At 44.1% G+C, this 20567-nt stretch carries 11 protein-coding genes; 10 read left to right on the top strand and 1 reads right to left on the bottom strand.

What is annotated here, in order from left to right; translation table 11 throughout:
• Window positions 1-6: 6 nt before the first annotated feature.
• The 10 genes from MR764_RS11390 to MR764_RS11345 all read left to right on the top strand — a co-directional run bounded on the left by MR764_RS11390 (window position 7) and on the right by MR764_RS11345 (window position 19415).
• Window positions 7-2067 carry an alpha-glucuronidase gene (locus MR764_RS11390; RefSeq protein ID WP_247979542.1) on the top strand — a complete coding sequence of 687 codons (2061 nt, stop codon included), beginning with the start codon at window positions 7-9 and terminating at the stop codon, window positions 2065-2067.
• A 24-nt stretch (window positions 2068-2091) separates the two neighbouring features.
• Window positions 2092-4503 carry a glycoside hydrolase family 127 protein gene (locus MR764_RS11385; protein WP_247979541.1) on the top strand — a complete coding sequence of 804 codons (2412 nt, stop codon included), beginning with the start codon at window positions 2092-2094 and terminating at the stop codon, window positions 4501-4503.
• Window positions 4504-4613: 110 nt separating this feature from the next.
• Entirely contained in the window at window positions 4614-5966 is a 1353-nt protein-coding gene (locus MR764_RS11380; protein ID WP_247979540.1) for a family 43 glycosylhydrolase, read from the top strand.
• Window positions 5967-6267: 301 nt separating this feature from the next.
• Entirely contained in the window at window positions 6268-10080 is a 3813-nt protein-coding gene (locus tag MR764_RS11375) for a glycoside hydrolase family 3 C-terminal domain-containing protein (RefSeq protein ID WP_247979539.1), read from the top strand.
• 22 nt (window positions 10081-10102) lie between these two features.
• A complete protein-coding gene (locus MR764_RS11370) occupies window positions 10103-11668 on the top strand; it encodes a carboxylesterase family protein (RefSeq protein ID WP_247979538.1) in 1566 nt (521 codons plus the stop codon).
• A 161-nt stretch (window positions 11669-11829) separates the two neighbouring features.
• The gene (locus MR764_RS11365) at window positions 11830-13002 is read left to right on the top strand and encodes an alpha/beta hydrolase-fold protein (RefSeq protein WP_247979537.1); all 1173 of its coding nucleotides are present in this window, start codon (window positions 11830-11832) and stop codon (window positions 13000-13002) included.
• 241 nt (window positions 13003-13243) lie between these two features.
• Window positions 13244-14368, top strand: a complete 1125-nt coding sequence (locus MR764_RS11360; RefSeq protein WP_247979536.1) for an alpha/beta hydrolase-fold protein — start codon at window positions 13244-13246, stop codon at window positions 14366-14368.
• Between the two features lie 3 nt (window positions 14369-14371).
• Complete coding sequence (locus MR764_RS11355) at window positions 14372-15514, top strand: alpha/beta hydrolase-fold protein (protein ID WP_247979535.1); 1143 nt, start codon at window positions 14372-14374, stop codon at window positions 15512-15514.
• Window positions 15515-15665: 151 nt separating this feature from the next.
• The gene (locus tag MR764_RS11350) at window positions 15666-18137 is read left to right on the top strand and encodes a glycoside hydrolase family 95 protein (protein ID WP_247979534.1); all 2472 of its coding nucleotides are present in this window, start codon (window positions 15666-15668) and stop codon (window positions 18135-18137) included.
• 3 nt (window positions 18138-18140) lie between these two features.
• Complete coding sequence (locus MR764_RS11345; protein WP_247979533.1) at window positions 18141-19415, top strand: glycosyl hydrolase family 8; 1275 nt, start codon at window positions 18141-18143, stop codon at window positions 19413-19415.
• Between the two features lie 58 nt (window positions 19416-19473).
• Here MR764_RS11345 and MR764_RS11340 read toward each other — a convergent pair whose 3' ends face one another.
• Window positions 19474-20169, bottom strand: a complete 696-nt coding sequence (locus MR764_RS11340) for a hypothetical protein (RefSeq protein WP_247979532.1) — start codon at window positions 20167-20169, stop codon at window positions 19474-19476.
• Window positions 20170-20567: the final 398 nt, after the last annotated feature.

The raw sequence follows: 20567 nt of genomic DNA, 5'->3' as shown, positions 1-20567 counted from the left end.
AATCAAGTGAAGCATACTGTATTTTGTATTTTTTTTCTGATTTTTTCAATCGGTTTAAAAGCCGAAGACGGACATCGACTCTGGTTGCGGGCATCGGCTACTTCGCCGGTAATCGTTCAGTGTGCGAGACATTCTGCAACACTTGACATTGCTGTTAACGAACTCAAAAAAGGTTGGCAGGGAAGACCCGGCGAAACGGTTATTTTGAAACTGGTAAAAGACAAGCAATTAAAAAACGACGGGTTTCGTTTGTCAGCGACCGAAATACAGGCAAATTCAGAAACCGGTATTTTATATGGTGTTTATGAATTGTTGCGCCGTCAGCAAACAGGCGAACCTGTGCGTAACGAGTTGATAAACCCATCTTACAATTTGCGCCTGCTTAACCACTGGGATAATTTAAACGGAACCATTGAACGCGGTTATGCAGGTTATTCTATTTTCTGGCACGGTGAAGATTCGCTTGCAGTAAGCGATCGGGATAAAAAATTATGGGCTGAATATGCCCGTGCTAACGCATCGGTTGGAATTAACGGTTCTGTTCTGAACAATGTAAATGCTTCCCCAAAAATGTTGACCAGCGAAATTCTGCAACGCGCAAAAGCAATCGCCGATGTGCTTCGCCCGTATGGAATAAAAACATTCCTTGCAGTAAATTTTGCTTCACCGCAGGTAATCGGCGGACTGGAAACAGCCGATCCTCTCGATCCGGAAGTAAAAAAATGGTGGTACGACAAAGCAAAGGAAATATATAGTTTGATTCCCGATTTTGGTGGTTTTCTGGTAAAAGCCAACAGCGAAGGCCAGCCGGGGCCGCAAAACTTCGGGCGCACCCACGCCGACGGCGCCAATATGATGGCCGATGTACTCTTACCATACGGCGGCATAGTTATGTGGCGGGCTTTTGTTTACGATCCTTCGGATGAAGACCGTGCCAAACAGGCTTACAACGAGTTTATGCCGTTTGACGGACAGTTTCGGGAAAATGTAATCATTCAGGTAAAAAACGGACCCATCGATTTTCAGCCGCGCGAACCATTTAGCCCTTTGTTTGGTGCAATGAAACATACGGCGGTGATGCCCGAACTTCAGATTACCCAGGAATATCTGGGACAATCAACGCATTTGGTGTTTTTATCAACCATGTGGGAAGAATTTCTGCAAAGCGATACTTGGCAGGAAGGCGAGGGCAGCACAGTTGCGCGTTGTACCGACGGAAGCATTTTCGATCAGAAATACAGCGCCATTGCCGGTGTTGCCAACATTGGTTTGGATGCCAACTGGTGCGGACACCATTTTGCACAAGCCAACTGGTACGCTTTTGGCCGCCTTGCCTGGGATAATTCCCTGTCGAGTGCACAAATTGCTGATGAATGGCTGAAACTTACTTTTAAACCGGAGAAGCAGTTTTCTCCCATCGACTGGAACCTGATTTTTCTTCTTCCTGTAAAACAGATGATGCTCGAAAGTCATGAAGCAACTGTAAATTACATGATGCCACTCGGGTTACACCATATTTTTGCGGCCAATCATCATTACGGTCCGGGGCCTTGGTGGGCGCCAAAAGACTGGAGAAAAGACTGGACTCCGCCCTACTATCATCAGGCGGGGGACGATGGAATTGGTTTCGATCGTACAGCAAACGGAAGCAACGCCGTTTCGCAGTATCACGAGCCGCTGACAACACAACTTGGTAACCTGCAAACCTGTCCGGAAGCATATCTTTTGTGGTTTCATCATTTGCCCTGGGATTACAACATGAAGAGCGGACGTACTTTATGGGACGAGCTCTGCTATCATTACGATGAAGGAGTTCAGCAAGTGCGCCAATTTCAGAAAATATGGGATAAGGCAGAACGTTTTGTGGATGCAGAACGTTTCTCGGCAGTTCAGAAAAAATTACGCGAACAAAGCCTGAATGCCGGTGAATGGAAAGATGCTTGTTTACTCTATTTTCAGCAATTCAGTAAAATGCCTGTTCCTTATGAACTGGAACGCCCTGTAAATAATTTGGAAACTTTAATGGAAAAGGATCGGCGAATGCTTCACCGGGGACCTACTAACTAATCTTGGATATTAAAAATTGTTGAAATGAAACCGACTGTAAACTTGAGGAATAGACTTGTAATACTGGTATTGTTCTGCTTTTTCTTCGGAAAGGGTTTGATTGCTCAGGACAAGCTTTATCCGAATACTTTTTCGTTAACCGATGTGCGTTTGCTGGACGGACCATTCAAACATGCCCAGGATTTAAACGTTGAGACACTTTTGAAATATGATACTGATCGGTTTTTAGCGCCGTTCAGAAAGGTAGCCGGATTACCCGAGAAAGCTAAGAATTATGGCAACTGGGAAAGTGATGGTCTTGACGGTCATGTTGGCGGACATTATCTAACGGCAATGGCAATTCATTATGCCGCTACAGGTAATCGCGAATGTTACAAACGAATGAAATACATGGTTGCCGGGCTGAAAGCCTGTCAGGAAGCCAATGCTCAAAAATATCCTGACTGGGGAGTTGGTTACGTGGGCGCCGTTCCAAACAGTGATGTGCTTTGGCCGGAAATTAAGGCGGGAAACATCGGACTTATTTGGAAATACTGGGTGCCCTGGTACAACGTGCATAAAACATTTGCCGGATTACGCGATGCATGGCTGTATGCCGGCGACGAAGAAGCAAAGGATATATTTCTGAAATTTTGCGATTGGGCAGTTAACCTGACATCGGATCTGACGGACAACCAAATGGAAGATATGCTGGCTAACGAACACGGGGGAATGAACGAGGTATTAGCCGATGCGTACCAACTGACAAGTGACGAAAAGTACCTGGTGGCGGCCAAACGCTTTTCACACAAAGAAATTCTCAAGCCTATGTCGGAAGGGATAGATAGCCTGGATAACAAGCACGCCAATACTCAGGTTCCGAAAGCCGTTGGCTTTGAGCGCATAGCCGAAGTTAGCGGCGATGAAAGCTATGACCGGTCAGGTAGCTTTTTCTGGGAAACAGTTACTAAGAACCGCAGTTTAGCGCTGGGAGGAAATAGCCGGCGTGAATTTTTCCCAACTGCTTCGGCATGTAACGAATATGTTAGTGCCATTGAAGGCCCTGAGTCGTGCAATACGAACAATATGCTGAAATTAACAGAGGTATTGTTTCGAATGCATCCGCAGGAAAAATATACCGATTTTTACGAACGTGCCTTGTTCAATCACATCCTTTCCTCTCAGCATCCCGAACATGGCGGTTACGTTTATTTTACCCCCGCGCGTCCGCGTCATTACCGGGTTTATTCGGCGCCAAACGAAGCCATGTGGTGTTGCGTGGGAACCGGAATGGAAAACCATGGAAAATACGGTGAGTTTATTTACACGCATTCAGCTGATTCACTGTTTTTGAACTTGTTTATTGCTTCCGAATTAAACTGGAAAGCAAAAGGCGTGAAACTAAAACAGGAAACCAGATTTCCATACGAAGAAACGACAATGCTGACCATTACAGAAGGCAAATCCAACTTCAAACTGATGGTACGTTATCCGGCATGGGTAGAGCCCGGAAAGCTGGAAGTGAAGATAAACGGCAGCGTGCATAAAATTAGCGCCGAACCAGCCTCGTATTTTGCGATTGACCGCAAATGGAAAAAAGGAGATGTGGTGGAGGTTTCGTTGCCAATGCAAAACAGGATTGAAGAGTTGCCCAACGTGTCCTCGTACATTGCCTTGTTGCACGGGCCAATTTTACTGGGTGCAAAAACCAGAGCCGAAGATTTAAAGGGATTGATTGCAGGTAGTGGCAGATGGGAACACATTGCAGGAGGTAAAATGCTTCCGGTCGACAAGGCTCCGATTATTGTGGAAGACAACCGCGAAAAATTACTTACAAACCTTGACCCTGTTGAAGGGAAACCGCTGCATTTTAAGGCACCTTTGCTAAACATCGTAAATACCAGCATCCCAATTGAGTTTGAACCGTTTTATTCGATTCACGATTCAAGGTACATGATGTATTGGCTGTATTTGTCGAATGCGGAGTACCAGTTGGTGCTTGATTCTCTGGCAAAAGTTGAGGAGGCAAAATTAGCTTTGGAAGAACGTACTACCGATAAAGTTCAGCCTGGTCAGCAACAACCTGAAGCCGACCACTATCTGAAATCAGCCAACTCAACTTCGGGAAACTATCAGAATGAATTTTGGAGAGATGCCCGTAGTGGTGGTTTTTTCAGTTACCAGTTAAATACCGCTGGTGAAACAGATTTGTCGCTTATTGTAAGGTATTGGGGCAATGAAACATCCAACCGTACTTTTGACATTTTAATTGATGATGAAAAGCTGGCTACCGAAAATACCAGAGGCAAATGGAAAGTTCAGGATTTCAGAGAAGTTGAATACTCAATTCCTGCGTCCATGCTTGAAGGTAAGTCTGCCATAACCCTGAAATTTCAGCCACATGAGGGAAGTGTTGCCGGAGGAATCTTCTTTGTACGCCTGGTTAAGAATAGGTAGCATTTGGCTCAGTCTGTAATAAAAGTGAACAAAATTCTTGTAGATACAGGTGTAATGAGAACCCGAAAGCGGGTACCGAAATTGATGATTTTAATAAACCAAGATAACCCATGAAAAGGAAAAGAATCGTTGCTTTTTTGATGGCATCACTATTCGTTGCAGGGACAGCAACTGCGCAGAATCCCGTAATCCGCGATCAGTTTAGTGCCGATCCCACCGCGCGGGTATTTAACGGGAAAGTATATGTTTTCCCTTCGCACGATATTCCAACACCACCCGAAAAACCGGGACGGAAAGACTGGTTTTGTATGGAAGATTATCATGTGTTTTCATCAGAAAATTTAACCGAATGGACCGATCACGGAATGATTGTAAGTCAGAATAAAGTGCCTTGGGTTGATTCGACTTCGTACAGCATGTGGGCACCTGACTGCATTGGACGAAACGGAAAATTTTATTTCTATTTTCCGGCGAATACAAATGTTGCAGGGCCAAACGGACGAAAAGGATTTGGAATTGGGGTGGCAGTGGCCGATAGCCCAGAAGGTCCTTACATCCCGCAGCCAAAACAGATTGAAGGAATCCACGGTATCGATCCCAATGTTTTGATCGACAAAGATGGACAGGTATACATCTACTGGTCGATGGGAAACATTTATGTCGCCAAACTGAAAGATAACATGCTGGAGCTGGATTCGGAGCCGCTGGTTATCGACAATCTGCCGGCAAAAGGTTTAAAAGAAGGCCCGTTTACCTTTGAACGGAACGGAATCTATTACCTCACTTTTCCGCATGTCGAAAATAACACCGAACGTTTGGAATACGCCATCGGCAACAATCCAATGGGACCTTTCAAAATGACGGGTGTAATCATGGATGAATCGCCAACAGATTGCTGGACGAATCATCAATCTATTATCGAATACAACAATCAGTGGTACCTGTTTTATCATCACAACGATTATTCGCCAAACTTCGATAAAAACCGTTCGGTGAGGATCGACAGTTTGTTTTTTAATGCAGATGGTACCATTCAGAAAGTTATGCCAACCTTGCGGGGAGTTGGCCTTACAAAAGCAACTGAGCAAATACAAATCGATCGTTACAGTGCAAAAAGTGAGGGAACTGAGATTGCCTTTCTCGATTCGGCCAATACGTTTGCCGGGTGGAAAACAATTCTTCCTGAAAAAGGAGATTGGATACAATACAACGCTGTTGATTTTGGTTCTCAGAAGTATAAGTTGTTGAAAATTAGGGTTCAATCCATGGCTGAAACACAGCTTCTGGTCAGACTCGGGGAGCAGAACGGGGAAGTTATTGCCAAGATAGACGTCCCGGCAGGAGCGGATTGGACGAAAATCGATTCTCCACTTGTGTCTCAAATTTCAGGTATTAATAAGTTGTTTGTCTCCCTCAACGGTAACAATCCTGCTGAGATAGACTGGATTCAGTTTGAACCGTAAACGAAGGTTAATGGGGATTGCAGCACAATTTCAATCCAATAAGTGTATAATGCACACCTTATGATTAAACTTTTTGTTGAAACAGAGTCAAACCTATAATAGAAATTAAACCCAAAAACTACTTATGAACGCAATCTCGACATCAATCGTAGAATCGGCAAAACTGATTGTAAATTCAATGATGTTTTCTAAAAGACACTCTTTGGAAACCGAGAGTGCATTGTGCATTAAGTGTTTTTTCCTGGCATATTCAAATACATCAGTGTAATACTCTGTCAATAATTTTTCAATTCATATAATTATGAAACTAAAACAACCAAAACCGATTCTTCTGATTTTATTTGCTCTATTGACTTTGGCATTTATTCCGCAAAGCCAAATGGCTAAAAAGCCTATTTATCTGAATACTTCATATTCTTTTAAAGAGCGCGCCATTGATCTGGTTTCGCGAATGACTCCCGAAGAAAAACAAAGTCAGTTGGGAAATACCATGCCACCAATTCCGCGGCTGGGCGTAAACCATTACGATGTGTGGGGCGAGGCGCTGCACGGAATTATGGGCCGAAACAACAATAGCGGAATGACAGCCACTTCGTTTCCAAACAGTGTAGCAGTGGGCTCAACCTGGGACCCGGAGCTGATTAAACGCGAAACAAAAGTAATTTCCGATGAGGCGCGTGGATTTAACCACGACCTGATTTTTACGCTTACCTACTGGTCGCCGGTAATTGAACCGGCCCGTGACCCGCGCTGGGGGCGCACTGCCGAAACTTTTGGTGAAGATCCGTTCCTGGTTTCTGAAATCGGAAAAGGTTTTATTCAGGGTTTAATGGGTGACGACCCCAAATACCTGAAAACGGTACCCTGCGGCAAACATTATTTTGCCAACAATACCGAGTTTAACCGGCATTCGGGCAGTTCTGACATGGACGACCGCGACATGCGCGAGTTTTACCTGCTTCCTTACCGAACACTGATACGTGACTATGATTTGCCGGCAATTATGACGGCTTACGGCGCCGTTAACGGGGTTCCCATGTCGGCCAGTAAATACCTGGTGGATACAGTTGCCCGAAAAACTTATGGCATGGACGGTTATGTGACCGGCGACTGCGGTGCAATCGACGATATCGTTCGCGGCCATCATTTTACTGAAAGTTATGAAGAAGCAGCGGCGTTGGGTTTAAAAGCCGGAGTGGATACCGACTGTGGTGGCGTGTATCAAAACCATGCTTTGAATGCTTTGGAAAAGGGTATGCTTGCTCAAGCCGATATCGATAAAGCGCTGATTAATATTTTTACCATCCGAATGCGTTTGGGCGAGTTCGATCCGTCTGAAATTGTTCCTTATGCCGGAATTAAACCGGAGATTGTAAACGATCCTTCACACAACGATCTGGCGATTGAAGTGGCCACCAAAACACCGGTTTTGCTGAAAAACGAAGTAACGGTTCAACCTGCTGAAAAAGCATTGCCGTTGAATACCAAACACATCAAAAAAATTGCGGTACTGGGGCCAGAGGCCGATAAAGTGGAACTGGGCGACTACTCGGGGCCAATTGAGCCGCATTTAAGCATTTCGCCGCTTTTGGGAATTCAGAATTATATAAAAGAACATAAGCTCGACATTGAAGTGGTTTCTGCATCATCAGGAAATACGGATAGAAACACCGATTTTCTGACAATGAATAGTTTTTCCACCGTGCGTAACGGCGAAGTGGTAGCCGAATTCGATGCTACAAAATATGATGATTCGGCACCCGGATTAATTGTGGCAGCCCGTTTTGGACGAACCTCAATTCGCGGTGTAAAAGATGGCGACTGGACAGCTTACGACAATGTGGATATTACCGACGTCGATTCCATCCGCTTTAACGTGGCAGCCTCCGGCAACGGTGGTTTGCTCGAAGTGCGTGTTAGTTCGGCAACCGGAAATATTCTGGCAACGCAAAAAATTGAGGCCGTTCAGCAAAGCGGTGGATTCCGTGGATTTTCCCGTCCGCAAAATGTGGCGGTAAAAATCAATACGCTGGGAATTTCAGGGCCGCAAACGCTGGTACTGGTTTACCGCGAAGCCGAAAGTCCGGCAACCGATCAGGAAACACTTGAAATGGCTGCTACTGCCGATGTGGTACTGGTTTTTGTGGGAACCGATCAAACTACCGGCCGCGAAGAGTCCGACCGCTTTACCATTACATTACCCGGAAATCAGGATAAACTCATCGAGGCTGTGGCTGCCGAAAATCCAAACACCATTGTGGTAATGCAAACCATGGGGATGGTAGAAGTGGAGCAGTTTAATAACAACCCGAATATTCCCGCAATTGTCTGGACCGGTTACAACGGACAGACACAGGGAACCGCCATGGCGCGCATTTTATTTGGCGATGTAAATCCTGGTGGAAAATTGAATGTTACCTGGCATAAATCGTTAAACGACTTGCCCGGATTTAACGACTACACTTTACGGGGCGATGGCTCGAACGGAAGAACTTACTGGTATTTTGACAAACCGGTTTCGTATGAATTTGGTTATGGTTTGTCGTACACCACTTTTGAGTACAATCGGTTCAGTATCAGCAAAACAAGGCTGACACCGCACGATAAAGTTACCGTAAGTGTTGATGTGAAAAATACTGGTGCGGTTGACGGAGACGAGGTGGTGCAGGTGTATGTAAAAACACCCGACAGTCAGGCAGAATTGGAGCGCCCGATAAAACGACTGAAAGGATTTAAACGCGTAACCATTCCGGCCGGGCAGACAAAACGTGTTTCGATTGATATCGATTGCGACGACCTGTGGTTTTGGGATGCCGAAGCCGGTAAAATTACCTTCGATCAGGGACGTTATATTTTCGAAATCGGGGCATCGTCAAAAGATATAAAAGCCGAACTGGAGACGATTATGAGCGGCGAATACAAACCGGTGTTGACTACAGTTGTTGCCGAAAGCAACAAGGTTATCCTGCGCCCCGGAAATGCAGCACAAACCAGCGTAACCGCTGCTATGTCGGACGATAGTTTTTACGATATTTCGAAAGCTGAAATTGAATACAAAAGCAACAATCCGGCGGTGGTAAGCGTGGATGAAAACGGCAAAATAACCGCTACTGGAGTAGGTGTTGCATCGGTATTTGCTTATGTAACTGTTGACGGGGTAACGGTATCAAACAGCTATCCAGTAAAAGTTATGCCCGACCTCAATCCAAGATCAATTCTGGTAAATGGCAAAGCCATTGAAAGCTTCAATAAAGAAGTAAAAGCATACAGCTATCTGCTGAAAAATAAAACTAAAGTACCAGAACTGGAAGCAACGGCTGCCGGAAACGGAATTACGGTTGATATTCAGCAGGCAAAACAAATTCCCGGAACTGCAGTGGTGAAATTCATCGACAACATCACACTCGAAACCAACACGTACTATTTCAATTTTGATTTGGAAGCAGTTAGCGACGAGTTTAATGGCGCTGTCGGAAGTCAGTGGCAATGGATCAGGGAAAATACTGCAACACACAGTCTTTCGGCAAACGATGGCAGCCTGACCATTACCAGCGAAATTGGCGATGTTTCGGAAGGTACCAACAATGCCAAAAACATTCTGCTGCAAAGCGCCAATAACGACTGGACAGCGGAAACAAAACTGACGGCCTCACGGATGCCTTCTCAGCCTGAAAATGCAGGGATTCTGGCTTACCAGGACGATGATAATTTTGTGAAACTTATGTTCCGTGCGGTAATAAAAACCACACGGCAAAGGGAGCCGCAACCCGGAACCATCGATTTGATGATGGAAGAAAACGGCATTGCAAAATCACTGGCTTCTTTCAACCTGAAAAACGAAATCACCGGCGACCAGTCGTTGATACTTAAACTCGATAAAAAAGGAAGTATTTACACGGCTTACTATTCGCTCGATGGCGTGAATTTTGAAAGACTGGGAACTGCCGACATGCTTCTGAAAGATATCAAAACCGGTTTAATGGTTTGCGACGGAATAATAACCGGGTACATGAAAAGTACCTTCTGGTTCGATTCGGATACCACAAAACCGGAAACGCCTTTTGATGTTTCATTCGATTATTTCCGGATTACAAATAGCGGACTAAAACAATAAATCATAAACAAACAAGCAAACTATGAAGTATCAAATTCTACCTATTTTAATGGCAATTTTATTGACTGCCAGATTTTGTTTTACGGCTTGTACGCCAAAAACAAACAACAATCAGGAATTGCAGGTTAAAACCACACATGGTGATGTATCTGGTAGTATTAACAACAGTGTTTATGCTTTTAAAGGCATTCCCTACGCCAAGGCTGAAAGATTTATGCCTCCGCAGAATCCGGATGCATGGGACGGAATTCGCGAATGCACAGACTTTGGACCCGTAGCCAGGCAAGTAGCACCCTGGTACCCTGATTCCGTTCAAAACGAAAAAGAACTGTTTACTGCAAATGTTTGGACGAAGGGACTTAATGATGGTAAAAAGCGTCCGGTAATGCTCTGGTTACATGGCGGGGGATTTCACATTGGCGCCAGTAACGATCCGATGACCTATGGTGAAGCCCTGGCAAAAAAAGGCGACATTGTATTTGTATCGATTAATCATCGGTTGAACATTCTTGGGTTTCTTGATTTGTCGGCATGTGGTGAAAAGTATGCAAAATCGGCCAATGTGGGTATGCTCGACGTTGTGAAAGCGCTTGAGTGGATTCGGAACAATATTGAAAATTTTGGAGGCAATCCTTTGGATGTAACCATTGTAGGCGAGTCTGGCGGTGGTGGTAAAGTTGGTACGCTAATGTGTATGCCATCGGCAAAAGGATTGTTTCAGAAGGCAATTATTCAAAGTGGAACGTTGCTGAATACAATGACCAAAGAGAAATCACAAAATCTGGGTTTGGCCGTTCTTGAAAAATTGGGACTTACACCAAACGATGTTGAAAAACTGGATACTATCCCATACATGGATCTTGTAAAAGCAGGAAATGATGCTATTGCAGAAATTTCTGGTCCAAGAAAGCCCGGTTCGCCTACCATGTTTGGCTTTGCCCCTTCGGCTGATGGGGATGTATTGCTCCAGCAACCATTCAGCCCGGGTTTTGCCGATATTTCAAATGACATACCCCTTATGATGGGCTCTACCTTAAACGAGCTTATGCGAACATTTTATGGCGAAAAAGACCTGACCCTGGACCAGGCAAAAGAACGCTTGGCAAACCAATATGGCGATAAAACCGATCAATTCGTTGAGTTGTTTGCAAAGGCATATCCTGATTATACACCTCAGGACCTTCTTTCAATTGATAATGTTTTCAGACCCTTTACCATTCGAACCGCTGACGCAAGAGCTGAAGAATCAAGTGCCCCCTTGTATGTTTATTTATTGGCCTGGAAAAGTGCTGTCGATAACGCATCGAAAGGTTCTTTTCATGGTTTGGACATTCCTTTGGCATTCAATACGGTTGATTTGAGAGCAGACTGGACTGGCAATACAGAAGAAGCCTGGGAATTGGCTGCCCAAATGAGCTCTGCATGGATAAACTTTGTAAAAACAGGTAATCCCAATGTGAAAGGTATACTGCCGGAATGGGAACCGTATACTGCAAAAAATGGAGTTACAATGTATTTTGATAATGAATGCAGAATTGTTAACAACCACGACAGGGAGTTGATGAATTTCATTAATCCGATTAATTAGTCGATTAAAACATTAAACCAAATAACATGAAACGAACATGAACTTATTTAATCATAACTAAACAAATAAAGATGATTAAAAAAGTTTATGTGAGAGCGGAGCGGTTCCATCCGTTCTCAAATTTTAAAGTAAACTATTAACAACTTGAAAATTTTAAACGGATGAAAAAGAAAAATCGAATTATTCCATTGATACTATTGATGGTTGGTGGAATTATCTCTTCGCAATTGCAGGCTCAGGTTGTAGAGGATTTCCAACCCTCTTCCGTAAATCAGCCCGGAAAAGAATATCCGCAGGTGAATTCCGAAGGACGGGTACGCGTTCAAATTTCGGCGCCTGAAGCAGAAAGAGTGCAGCTTGATATCAGCGCAGTAAAATACGATTTGGTAAAAGATGAAAACGGAGTGTGGACCGGTGAGTCGGCACCACAAGACGAAGGTTTTCACTACTACCAGCTTTGGGTTGACGGAGCCGCTGTTCCCGATCCAAACAGCCTGTATTTTTACGGAGCCAGCCGCTGGGGCAGCGGTATTGAAATTCCGGCACACGATCAGGAGTTTTATGCCCTGAAAAACGTTCCGCACGGCGAGGTGCGCGAGCTTCAATATTTCTCTGAAAGCAACAATACCATGCGCAGGTGTTTTGTTTACACGCCTCCGGGTTACGACGAAAATCCTGAAAAACGCTATCCGGTGTTGTACCTGCAACATGGTGGTGGCGAAAACGAAACCGGCTGGTCGAGCCAGGGGCATGCAGGTTTGATAATGGACAACCTGATTGCCGAAGGAAAAGCCGTTCCGTTTATCATTGTAATGGACAACGGAACCTGGGCAATGCCCCGGCCACCGCGTAACCGCGAAGGTGGCGAGCGCCCGCGCACATGGCCACCCGAAGGTTGGGCCGATGGTTTTATGAATACTTTGCTGAAAGATATCATTCCGATGATTGACGGGAAATACCGCACGCTGGCAGATCAGGAGCACCGTGCCATGGCCGGCCTTTCGATGGGTGGAATGCAAACACGAGTGATAACACTGGCCAACCCTGATGTGTTTTCGCATGTGGGAATGTTTAGCGGTGGCAGCATCACCATGGAAGACATTGCGCAACATCCCGATTTTAAGGAAAAAGTAAAACTACTTTTCATCAGCTACGGAAGTCGTGAGATTGAGAATCCGCGTCCCGGGCCATGGGGCGACCCAAAGGAAAACACCGAAAAACTGAAGGCTGCCGGTATGAACACCCATTTTTATGTGTCGCCCGAAACTGCCCACGAATGGCAAAGCTGGCGCCGCAGCCTTTATCAGTTTGCACCTTTATTATTTAAAAACTAAAAAGAAACAAGTTCTGACTAACCCGGGGATTTATCCCCGGGAAAACAAGTTGTTAAATGAAATGGCCTTCGCCCAAATTGTCAGAAATTAAGGACTAAAGTCAGGGAATAGTGCAAATCAAAATCACCGGCATAAATGCCGGTGTAAGTCAACTCTTACAAACTTTTTTAGGATAGAGTAACCAGAAAAAATCAATTTGGATATTGACAATTACTTCAATAAAAACTTATTATAACCATTTATGAAATACAAGATATTCAGTTTAATAATTGTGCTGGTAATAACAGGCAGCTTTTGCTTCGCACAAACCAGCCAGGTAGAGATAAAAGAAGATTTTAAACCTTCAGTTTTAAACCAGCCAGGGAAAGAATATCCCATGGTAAACTCGCAGGGTTATGCCCGTTTCCGAATTGAAGCGCCCGAAGCACAAAGTGTGGTGGTGAGCCTTGGTTTGGGCGGAACAAGAGGCGGAACTCCGCTTACAAAAAACGATGATGGCGTTTGGATGGGAACCACTGCCGGACCAATGGACGAAGGTTTTCATTATTACCATGTAACCATCGACGGCGGTGTTTTTAACGATCCCGGTGCATTGAACTACTATGGTTCGGTACGTTGGGAGAGCGGTATTGAAATTCCGGCACACGACCAGGATTTTTATGCCCTGAAAAATGTTCCCCACGGACATGTTCAACAGGTGCTTTTTCCTTCGCCAAGTACAGAAACCTCGCGCAGGGCTTTTGTTTATACACCTCCGGGTTACGATAAAAACCAGTCGGAGAGATACCCTGTATTGTATTTGCAACACGGCTGGGGCGAAGACGAAACAGCCTGGACAAACCAGGGGCACGCCAACTTGATTATGGACAATCTGATTGCTGAAGGCAAAATCGATCCGTTTATTATTGTGAATACCTATGGCATGACCAACGAAATTAAGTTTGGCGGCCTGCGCAATTTCGACATCACTCCGTTTCAAACGGTTTTGGTAGATGAGCTGATTCCTTATGTTGACGAGCATTTTCGCACTATTCCCGATCAGGCTCACCGCGCTATGGCCGGCCTTTCGATGGGAGGTATGGAAACAAAAGATATCACCTTAAACAAACAGGAAGTGTTTTCGCATTATGCCTTGTTAAGTGGTGGTGTTTATGCACCTGAAGATCTTAAAGATCATTCGAACCTGAAACTGGTATTTATCAGCTGCGGAAGTAAAGAGCGTCCGGAGGCGGTAAAAAATGCCGTAGTAGCATTAAAAGATGCCGGTTACAATGCGGTTTCTTATGTTTCTGAAGGTACTGCCCACGAGTTTCAAACCTGGCGCAGAAGTTTGTATCAACTGGCTCCGCTGCTTTTTAAAAAATAAGGTATGAAGAATACATTCTTGTTAATTGCTGCTTTATTTATCAGCGGAATTTGTACTGCTCAAAATGTGGTTGAAGATTTTAAGCCATCATCGGTAAATCAGCCCGGCAAACAATATCCTCAGGTGAATTCCGAAGGGCGGGTTCGCGCCCAGATCTTGGCGCCTGAAGCCAACAATGTCAGGCTCGATATTGGCGGTGTAAAATATGAAATGGCGAAGGACGAAAACGGCGTGTGGACCGGTGAATCGGAACCGCAGGATGTTGGTTTTCACTACTACCAGTTAAATGTTGATGGCGCATCTGTGCCCGATCCGGGGACCAAATATTTTTATGGTGCCGGCCGTTGGGGAAGTGGTATTGAAATTCCTGCAGAAGACCAGGATATTTACGCGCTGAAAGACGTGCCGCACGGTTTGGTTAGCGAGCAAACCTATTTTTCAGAAATTACACAAGCATTTCGTCGTTGTTTTGTTTATACGCCTGCCGAATATGCTGATAATCCTGAAAAACGTTATCCGGTATTGTATCTTCAGCACGGAAGTTTTGAAGACGAAACCGGATGGCCCGGACAAGGTCATGCCAACCGTATTTTGGACAACCTGATTGCCGCGAATAAGGCGGTGCCCATGATTATTGTTATGGACAACGGTTATGCCTATAAACCACAAAGTTCAGGGGGCGGTCGTCCGGCAATGGTTTTCGAAGAAGTGATGATAAATGAGATCATTCCGATGATCGATAAGCGTTTCCGCACGATTGCCGATCGCGAACACCGGGCTATTGCAGGTTTGTCGATGGGCGCCAACCAAACCATGCGGATTTGTATGAATAACCTTGATAAGTTTGCGTATTACGGCGGTTTTAGCGGTACATCCAATTACCCCAGCTCCGACGAAATTAACGTGGAACCCTTTTTAAACGGAGCCTTCAAAAACGGGAAGTCTGTTAATGAACAGATGAAAGTTTTCTGGCTGGGCTTGGGAACCAAAGAACCCGAACCTTTTCCAGGTTCAGTTGGTGCTTTTCGCAACATGCTCGAAAAACAAGGCATTGATTATGTGTATTACGCATCGCCCGGAACTGCCCACGAGTGGCAAACCTGGCGGCGCAGTTTACACCGGTACGCGCAGTTGCTTTTCAAATAATACATATATTAACGGTTAATTTATTTGTACGATTCTGGTTTATACTGGTAAAGCTCTTTGTATTTTTCTGTTTGCCGGCAGTTTTGGCGGAAGTCATTTCATGATGTTGTACGGAGACAGTTTATTGAAGATTAATTGAAGTAAAATGTATATGGTAACGAAGAATTTAAGTAAACAGAAATTTCAGAAATTGATTTTTTTGTGTTTTCTCTTGTCGTCGTTTTGGACGGAGGCACAAACCGACGAAAATTTAAAACTTTGGTACAACGAACCTGCAGGACAATGGGTGGAAGCGCTTCCGGTGGGTAACGGACGATTGGGTGCCATGGTTTTTGGTAATCCACAAAATGAAGTCATTCAGTTAAACGAGAATACCATTTGGGCCGGGCAGCCTAACCGGAACGACAACCCCAATGCAAAGGCCTCGCTCGCCGAAGTTCGAAAACTGATATTCGACGGTAAGTACAAGGAGGCGGAGGATCTGGTCAACCGCGATTTTATTACTAAGAAATCGCATGGAATGCCTTACCAGACAGCTGGTAATTTAAGACTGAATTTTACCGGGAACGAGAATTTCTCCGATTATTACCGCGAACTGGATATTGAAAAGGCAGTGGTATCATCGCGTTACAAATCGGACGGGGTGAATTACAAAACAGAAATGTTTTCTTCTTTTCCTGATCAGGTGATGATAGCCCGTATTTCGGCGGATAAAGCTGGCGCCCTGAATTTTTCTGCAACCATGGACCGGCCCTCAGAAGTTACTGTAAAAACTACGAACAACAACGAATTGGAAATGTCGGGTGTAACCAGCGATCATGAAGGCGTAAAAGGCGCGGTTCAGTTTGTGGTGAAAGTAAAAATTCTGACTGAAGGCGGAACAGTATCTGCATCCTCTGTTTCTGAATTGAGCGTGAACAATGCTACAACTGCAACCATTTACATTTCAATTGCAACTAACTTCAATAATTACAACGATATTAGCGGAGATGCCGATGCCCGGGCAACAGCATATTTGCAAAAAGCGCTTAAAAAGAACTATAAGCAGATTTTGAACGACCATATTGCCGATTACCAAAAATTCTTTAACCGCGTTAGTCTTAACCTGGGCGTAACTGATGCATCAAAAAAACCAACCAATGTTCGAGTGGAAGAATTTGCCACCGGTAACGATCCGCAACTGGTGGAATTGTATTTTCAGTTTGGCCGTTATTTGCTGATTTCTTCATCGCGCCCCGGAGGACAGCCAGCCAATTTACAAGGCATTTGGGCCGATGGCTTAATGCCTCCGTGGGACAGCAAATATACCGTCAACATCAATACTGAAATGAACTACTGGCCGTCGGAGTTGACAAATCTTACCGAGATGAACGGCCCATTGGTACAAATGATAAAAGAACTTTCGGTAACCGGGCAAAAAACCGCACAGGATATGTATGGAGCGCGTGGATGGGTATTGCACCACAATACTGATATTTGGCGCATAAACGGCCCGATAGACGGCGCCCAATGGGGAATGTGGGCAATGGCAGGTGCCTGGTTCTCGCAGCATTTGTTTGATAAATATGCGTTTAATGGAGACAAGGATTATCTGGAGTCTGTTTACCCGGCATTGAAAGGTGCAGCTCAGTTTTTTCTCGATTTTCTGGTGGAAGAACCCGAACATCATTGGTTGGTGGTCAGTCCTTCGGTTTCGCCCGAAAATACTCCGGCCGGACATCCTTCAAATATTTCTGCCGGAACAACTATGGATAATCAGCTGGTGTTTGATTTATTTAGCACGACCATAAAGGCTGCTCAAATACTTAATACAGATAAAGATTTTGTTGAACAGGTTAAAAAGGCTCTTGAAAAACTGCCCCCGATGCAAATTGGCAAATGGGGGCAGTTACAGGAGTGGATGTACGATTGGGACAATTCCAATGACCGTCACCGGCACGTTTCGCATTTGTACGGGCTGTTTCCCTCCAGCCAGATTTCTCCTTACCGCAACCCCGAGCTGTTTTCGGCAGCGAGAACTTCGCTTGTTGCACGTGGCGACGAATCAACCGGTTGGTCTATGGGTTGGAAAGTAAACCTGTGGGCTCGCTTTTTGGATGGCGATCATGCCTATAAATTAATAACCGATCAGTTAAAACCGGTAGCCGGAAGAAGAATGAGTGGCGGAACTTATCCGAACTTGTTTGATGCCCATCCTCCTTTCCAGATTGATGGAAATTTTGGATGCACCGCCGGAATTGCTGAAATGTTGTTGCAAAGTCAGGATGGAGCCGTTCAATTACTTCCTGCGTTGCCATCGGTTTGGGAGAATGGTGAGGTAAAAGGATTGAAAGCGCGCGGAGGTTTTGAGGTAAATATCGAATGGGAAAATGGTGTACTATCCTCAGCATCTGTAAAATCAATTTTGGGGGGCAATTGCCGAATACGTTCGTATGTTCCTTTAAAAGGAAAGGGATTAAAAGAAGCAAAAGGAAGCAATCCAAACCCATTCTTTTCGGTTGCAGAAATTAAAAAGCCGATAATTCATGCCGGGGAATCCATTCAGGCGCTGGAGTTAGAGCCTGTTTTTGAATACGATGTGGTTATTCCGAAAGGAGAAACACTTCAGCTTAAAAAACTATAGAAAATGAATAGGAAAGTAAAAATGTCTGTCGCCAAAGTTTCGTTGGTAATACTTCAGCTATTCGTGATTTTATCGGTTAAAGCGCAGGAAGGGACAGGGGTCAAAGGCGCTTATTATACCGGTACCTATCCGAATGTACTTCTGGAAGCTGGTTATTCGCAGTCAGAGATTGATGCAAAGTTACAAAAGGCTTATATCGATTTGTTCGAGGGACCGAACCGGATTTATTTCGAAGTGGGTGATTCAATGGGGTATGTTTCTGATATCAAAAATCATGATGCCCGCACAGAAGGACTTTCGTATGGAATGATGGTCGCAGTTCAACTGGACAAAAAGGAGGTATTTGACCGCATTTGGCGTTGGTCGAAAAAATACTCGCAGCACCAGTCGGGGCCGCGTGAAGGATATTTTGGCTGGAGTATCAATCCCGAAACCATGAAAATGAACTCACCGGGTTCAGCTTCCGATGGAGAATTGTATTACGTTACCGGTTTATTGTTTGCTTCTAATCGCTGGGGAAACGATACCGGAATTGATTATTACGCCGAAGCCCGCCGGATTTTAGACGCGATGTGGAAAAAAGACGGGACAGCCGGAATTCACCACATTATAAACCTGGAGCATAAACAAATCAGTTTTGTGCCCGAAGGTGGTGGTTACGAGTGGACGGATCCTTCGTATCATGTGCCTGCATTTTTCGAAATATGGGCCGAATTTGCAAAGGATGGTCACGAACAGTTTTACCGCGATTGTGCCGATACGGCGCGAGTATTTCTGCATCGTGCCTGCCACCCGCTAACCGGATTAAATACCGATTATGCCAATTTTGATGGTAGTCTGCATTCAACCCCATGGATGCCGGCTGCTTTCAGATACGATTCGTGGCGCGTTCCGATGAATATTGCCATGGATTATTATTGGTTTGGGAAAGATAAAAACTGGCAGGAAGATTATGCCCGCCGTTTTCAGGGATTTTTGCGTTCGCAGGGAATGGATAATTTTGCAGATCAATATAATCCTGATGGTTCAGAACCTGAGTTTATACTTCAGGCCGGAGGTTTCCGAAAATTACGGCATTCACTGGGTTTAATTTCTACCGCTGCTTCGGCTTCCATTATGAAAAGCGGTGATCCTGATCTCGATTTTGTACATAAACTATGGAATGCCAAACTGGAACCCTATGAGGATGGGTATTTTGATCCGTATTACGACGGGCTTTTATATCTCTTCAGCATAATGCACCTGAGCGGGAATTACCGGATAATACTGCCCGAATAAGTCAAAAAAAAAGAGTGCTGAGATATTTAAACTTCAGCACTCTTTTTATAGAGGGAATTTACTTGTTGCAATATTGTACCAGTTGAACAAGATCCTTTTCTGATTTTGTATTCAGCTTTTCAGCTTTTGCGTATTTCTCAATATCGGCTTTGAATGGCTCTAATTGGCTGAATATATCTTTTTTATTCAGTTTAATTTCCCTTGGTTTTTCATTATCAACGGCAAGAAAATATTCAGCATCCTGGCTTACAAACCGGTCTGGTTGTGCATCCTGAAAGCCAATGGCTTTTGTTGCCGGTTCAAATTTAACCTGGTATCTTTTGTAAAGTTGAACATGACCTCTGACCAAAATCTCTAAAACGCCTCGTTTTGTATTATTTTCATAAATATACTCGGCAGTTTTAAATTGCTTTTGATTGATAAGAAAATAATAGTCCTGGTTTTGGTCGTTTATTTCGAGTACCTGGTCTTTCCTGTCTTTAAATTCGATTTTATCTGTAAAAATATTGTAGCGTAAAGGAACATCTTTAAAGCTTAAGGTGTCATTTACTGAGACAATTCCTTTTTGGAATTCATTGTTTAAAAACGGTGAGCCATCGATATGCTCATAATATTTCCCGTTCAGTGCGTTGTTGTCACCTTTTCTAACGTTTACATGGTCGGATAGTGTCGATAGGTCGCTAATAACAAATGATTGTGAAAATCCTGATAATATAAAAGCAAACGAAAAGGCAAGAAAGAATATAGTTTTCATAGTTTTTAATGATTATTGTTCAGTAAAATAACGCGATTGGATGCTAAAGGATTTTCAATTTTGAACACAAAGTTTTTTAAATTGAATACTTCCTCGTCTAGATGTTCTGTTTGGTTTCTTATGACCTCTTGACTGATACTTATTAATGTATGATGCTCTTATCCTTTTTACAACAGACAATAATATATCTGTTATTCTACATCACCAGAAGCCAACGTTATGTCTAAATATTTAAAACTAATAACTAAAAGTAGAAGTTAGCTTATATGCTTTCATTTATTATTGTGATCTGTTGTGGTTAACCATAGGTTGGCCTAACCATATAAAAACTAATTAATAACTAAATCAGGAAGGAATTCTGACGTGAAACTAAACTTGGCGTTCTTTATTCATGGTGT

The sequence above is a fragment of the Maribellus sp. YY47 genome (assembly GCF_023111095.1).
Taxonomy (GTDB): Bacteria; Bacteroidota; Bacteroidia; order Bacteroidales; family Prolixibacteraceae; genus Draconibacterium.
Note: the sequence above shows the minus strand (reverse complement) of the source record. Positions and strands in the feature narration are given on the sequence as shown.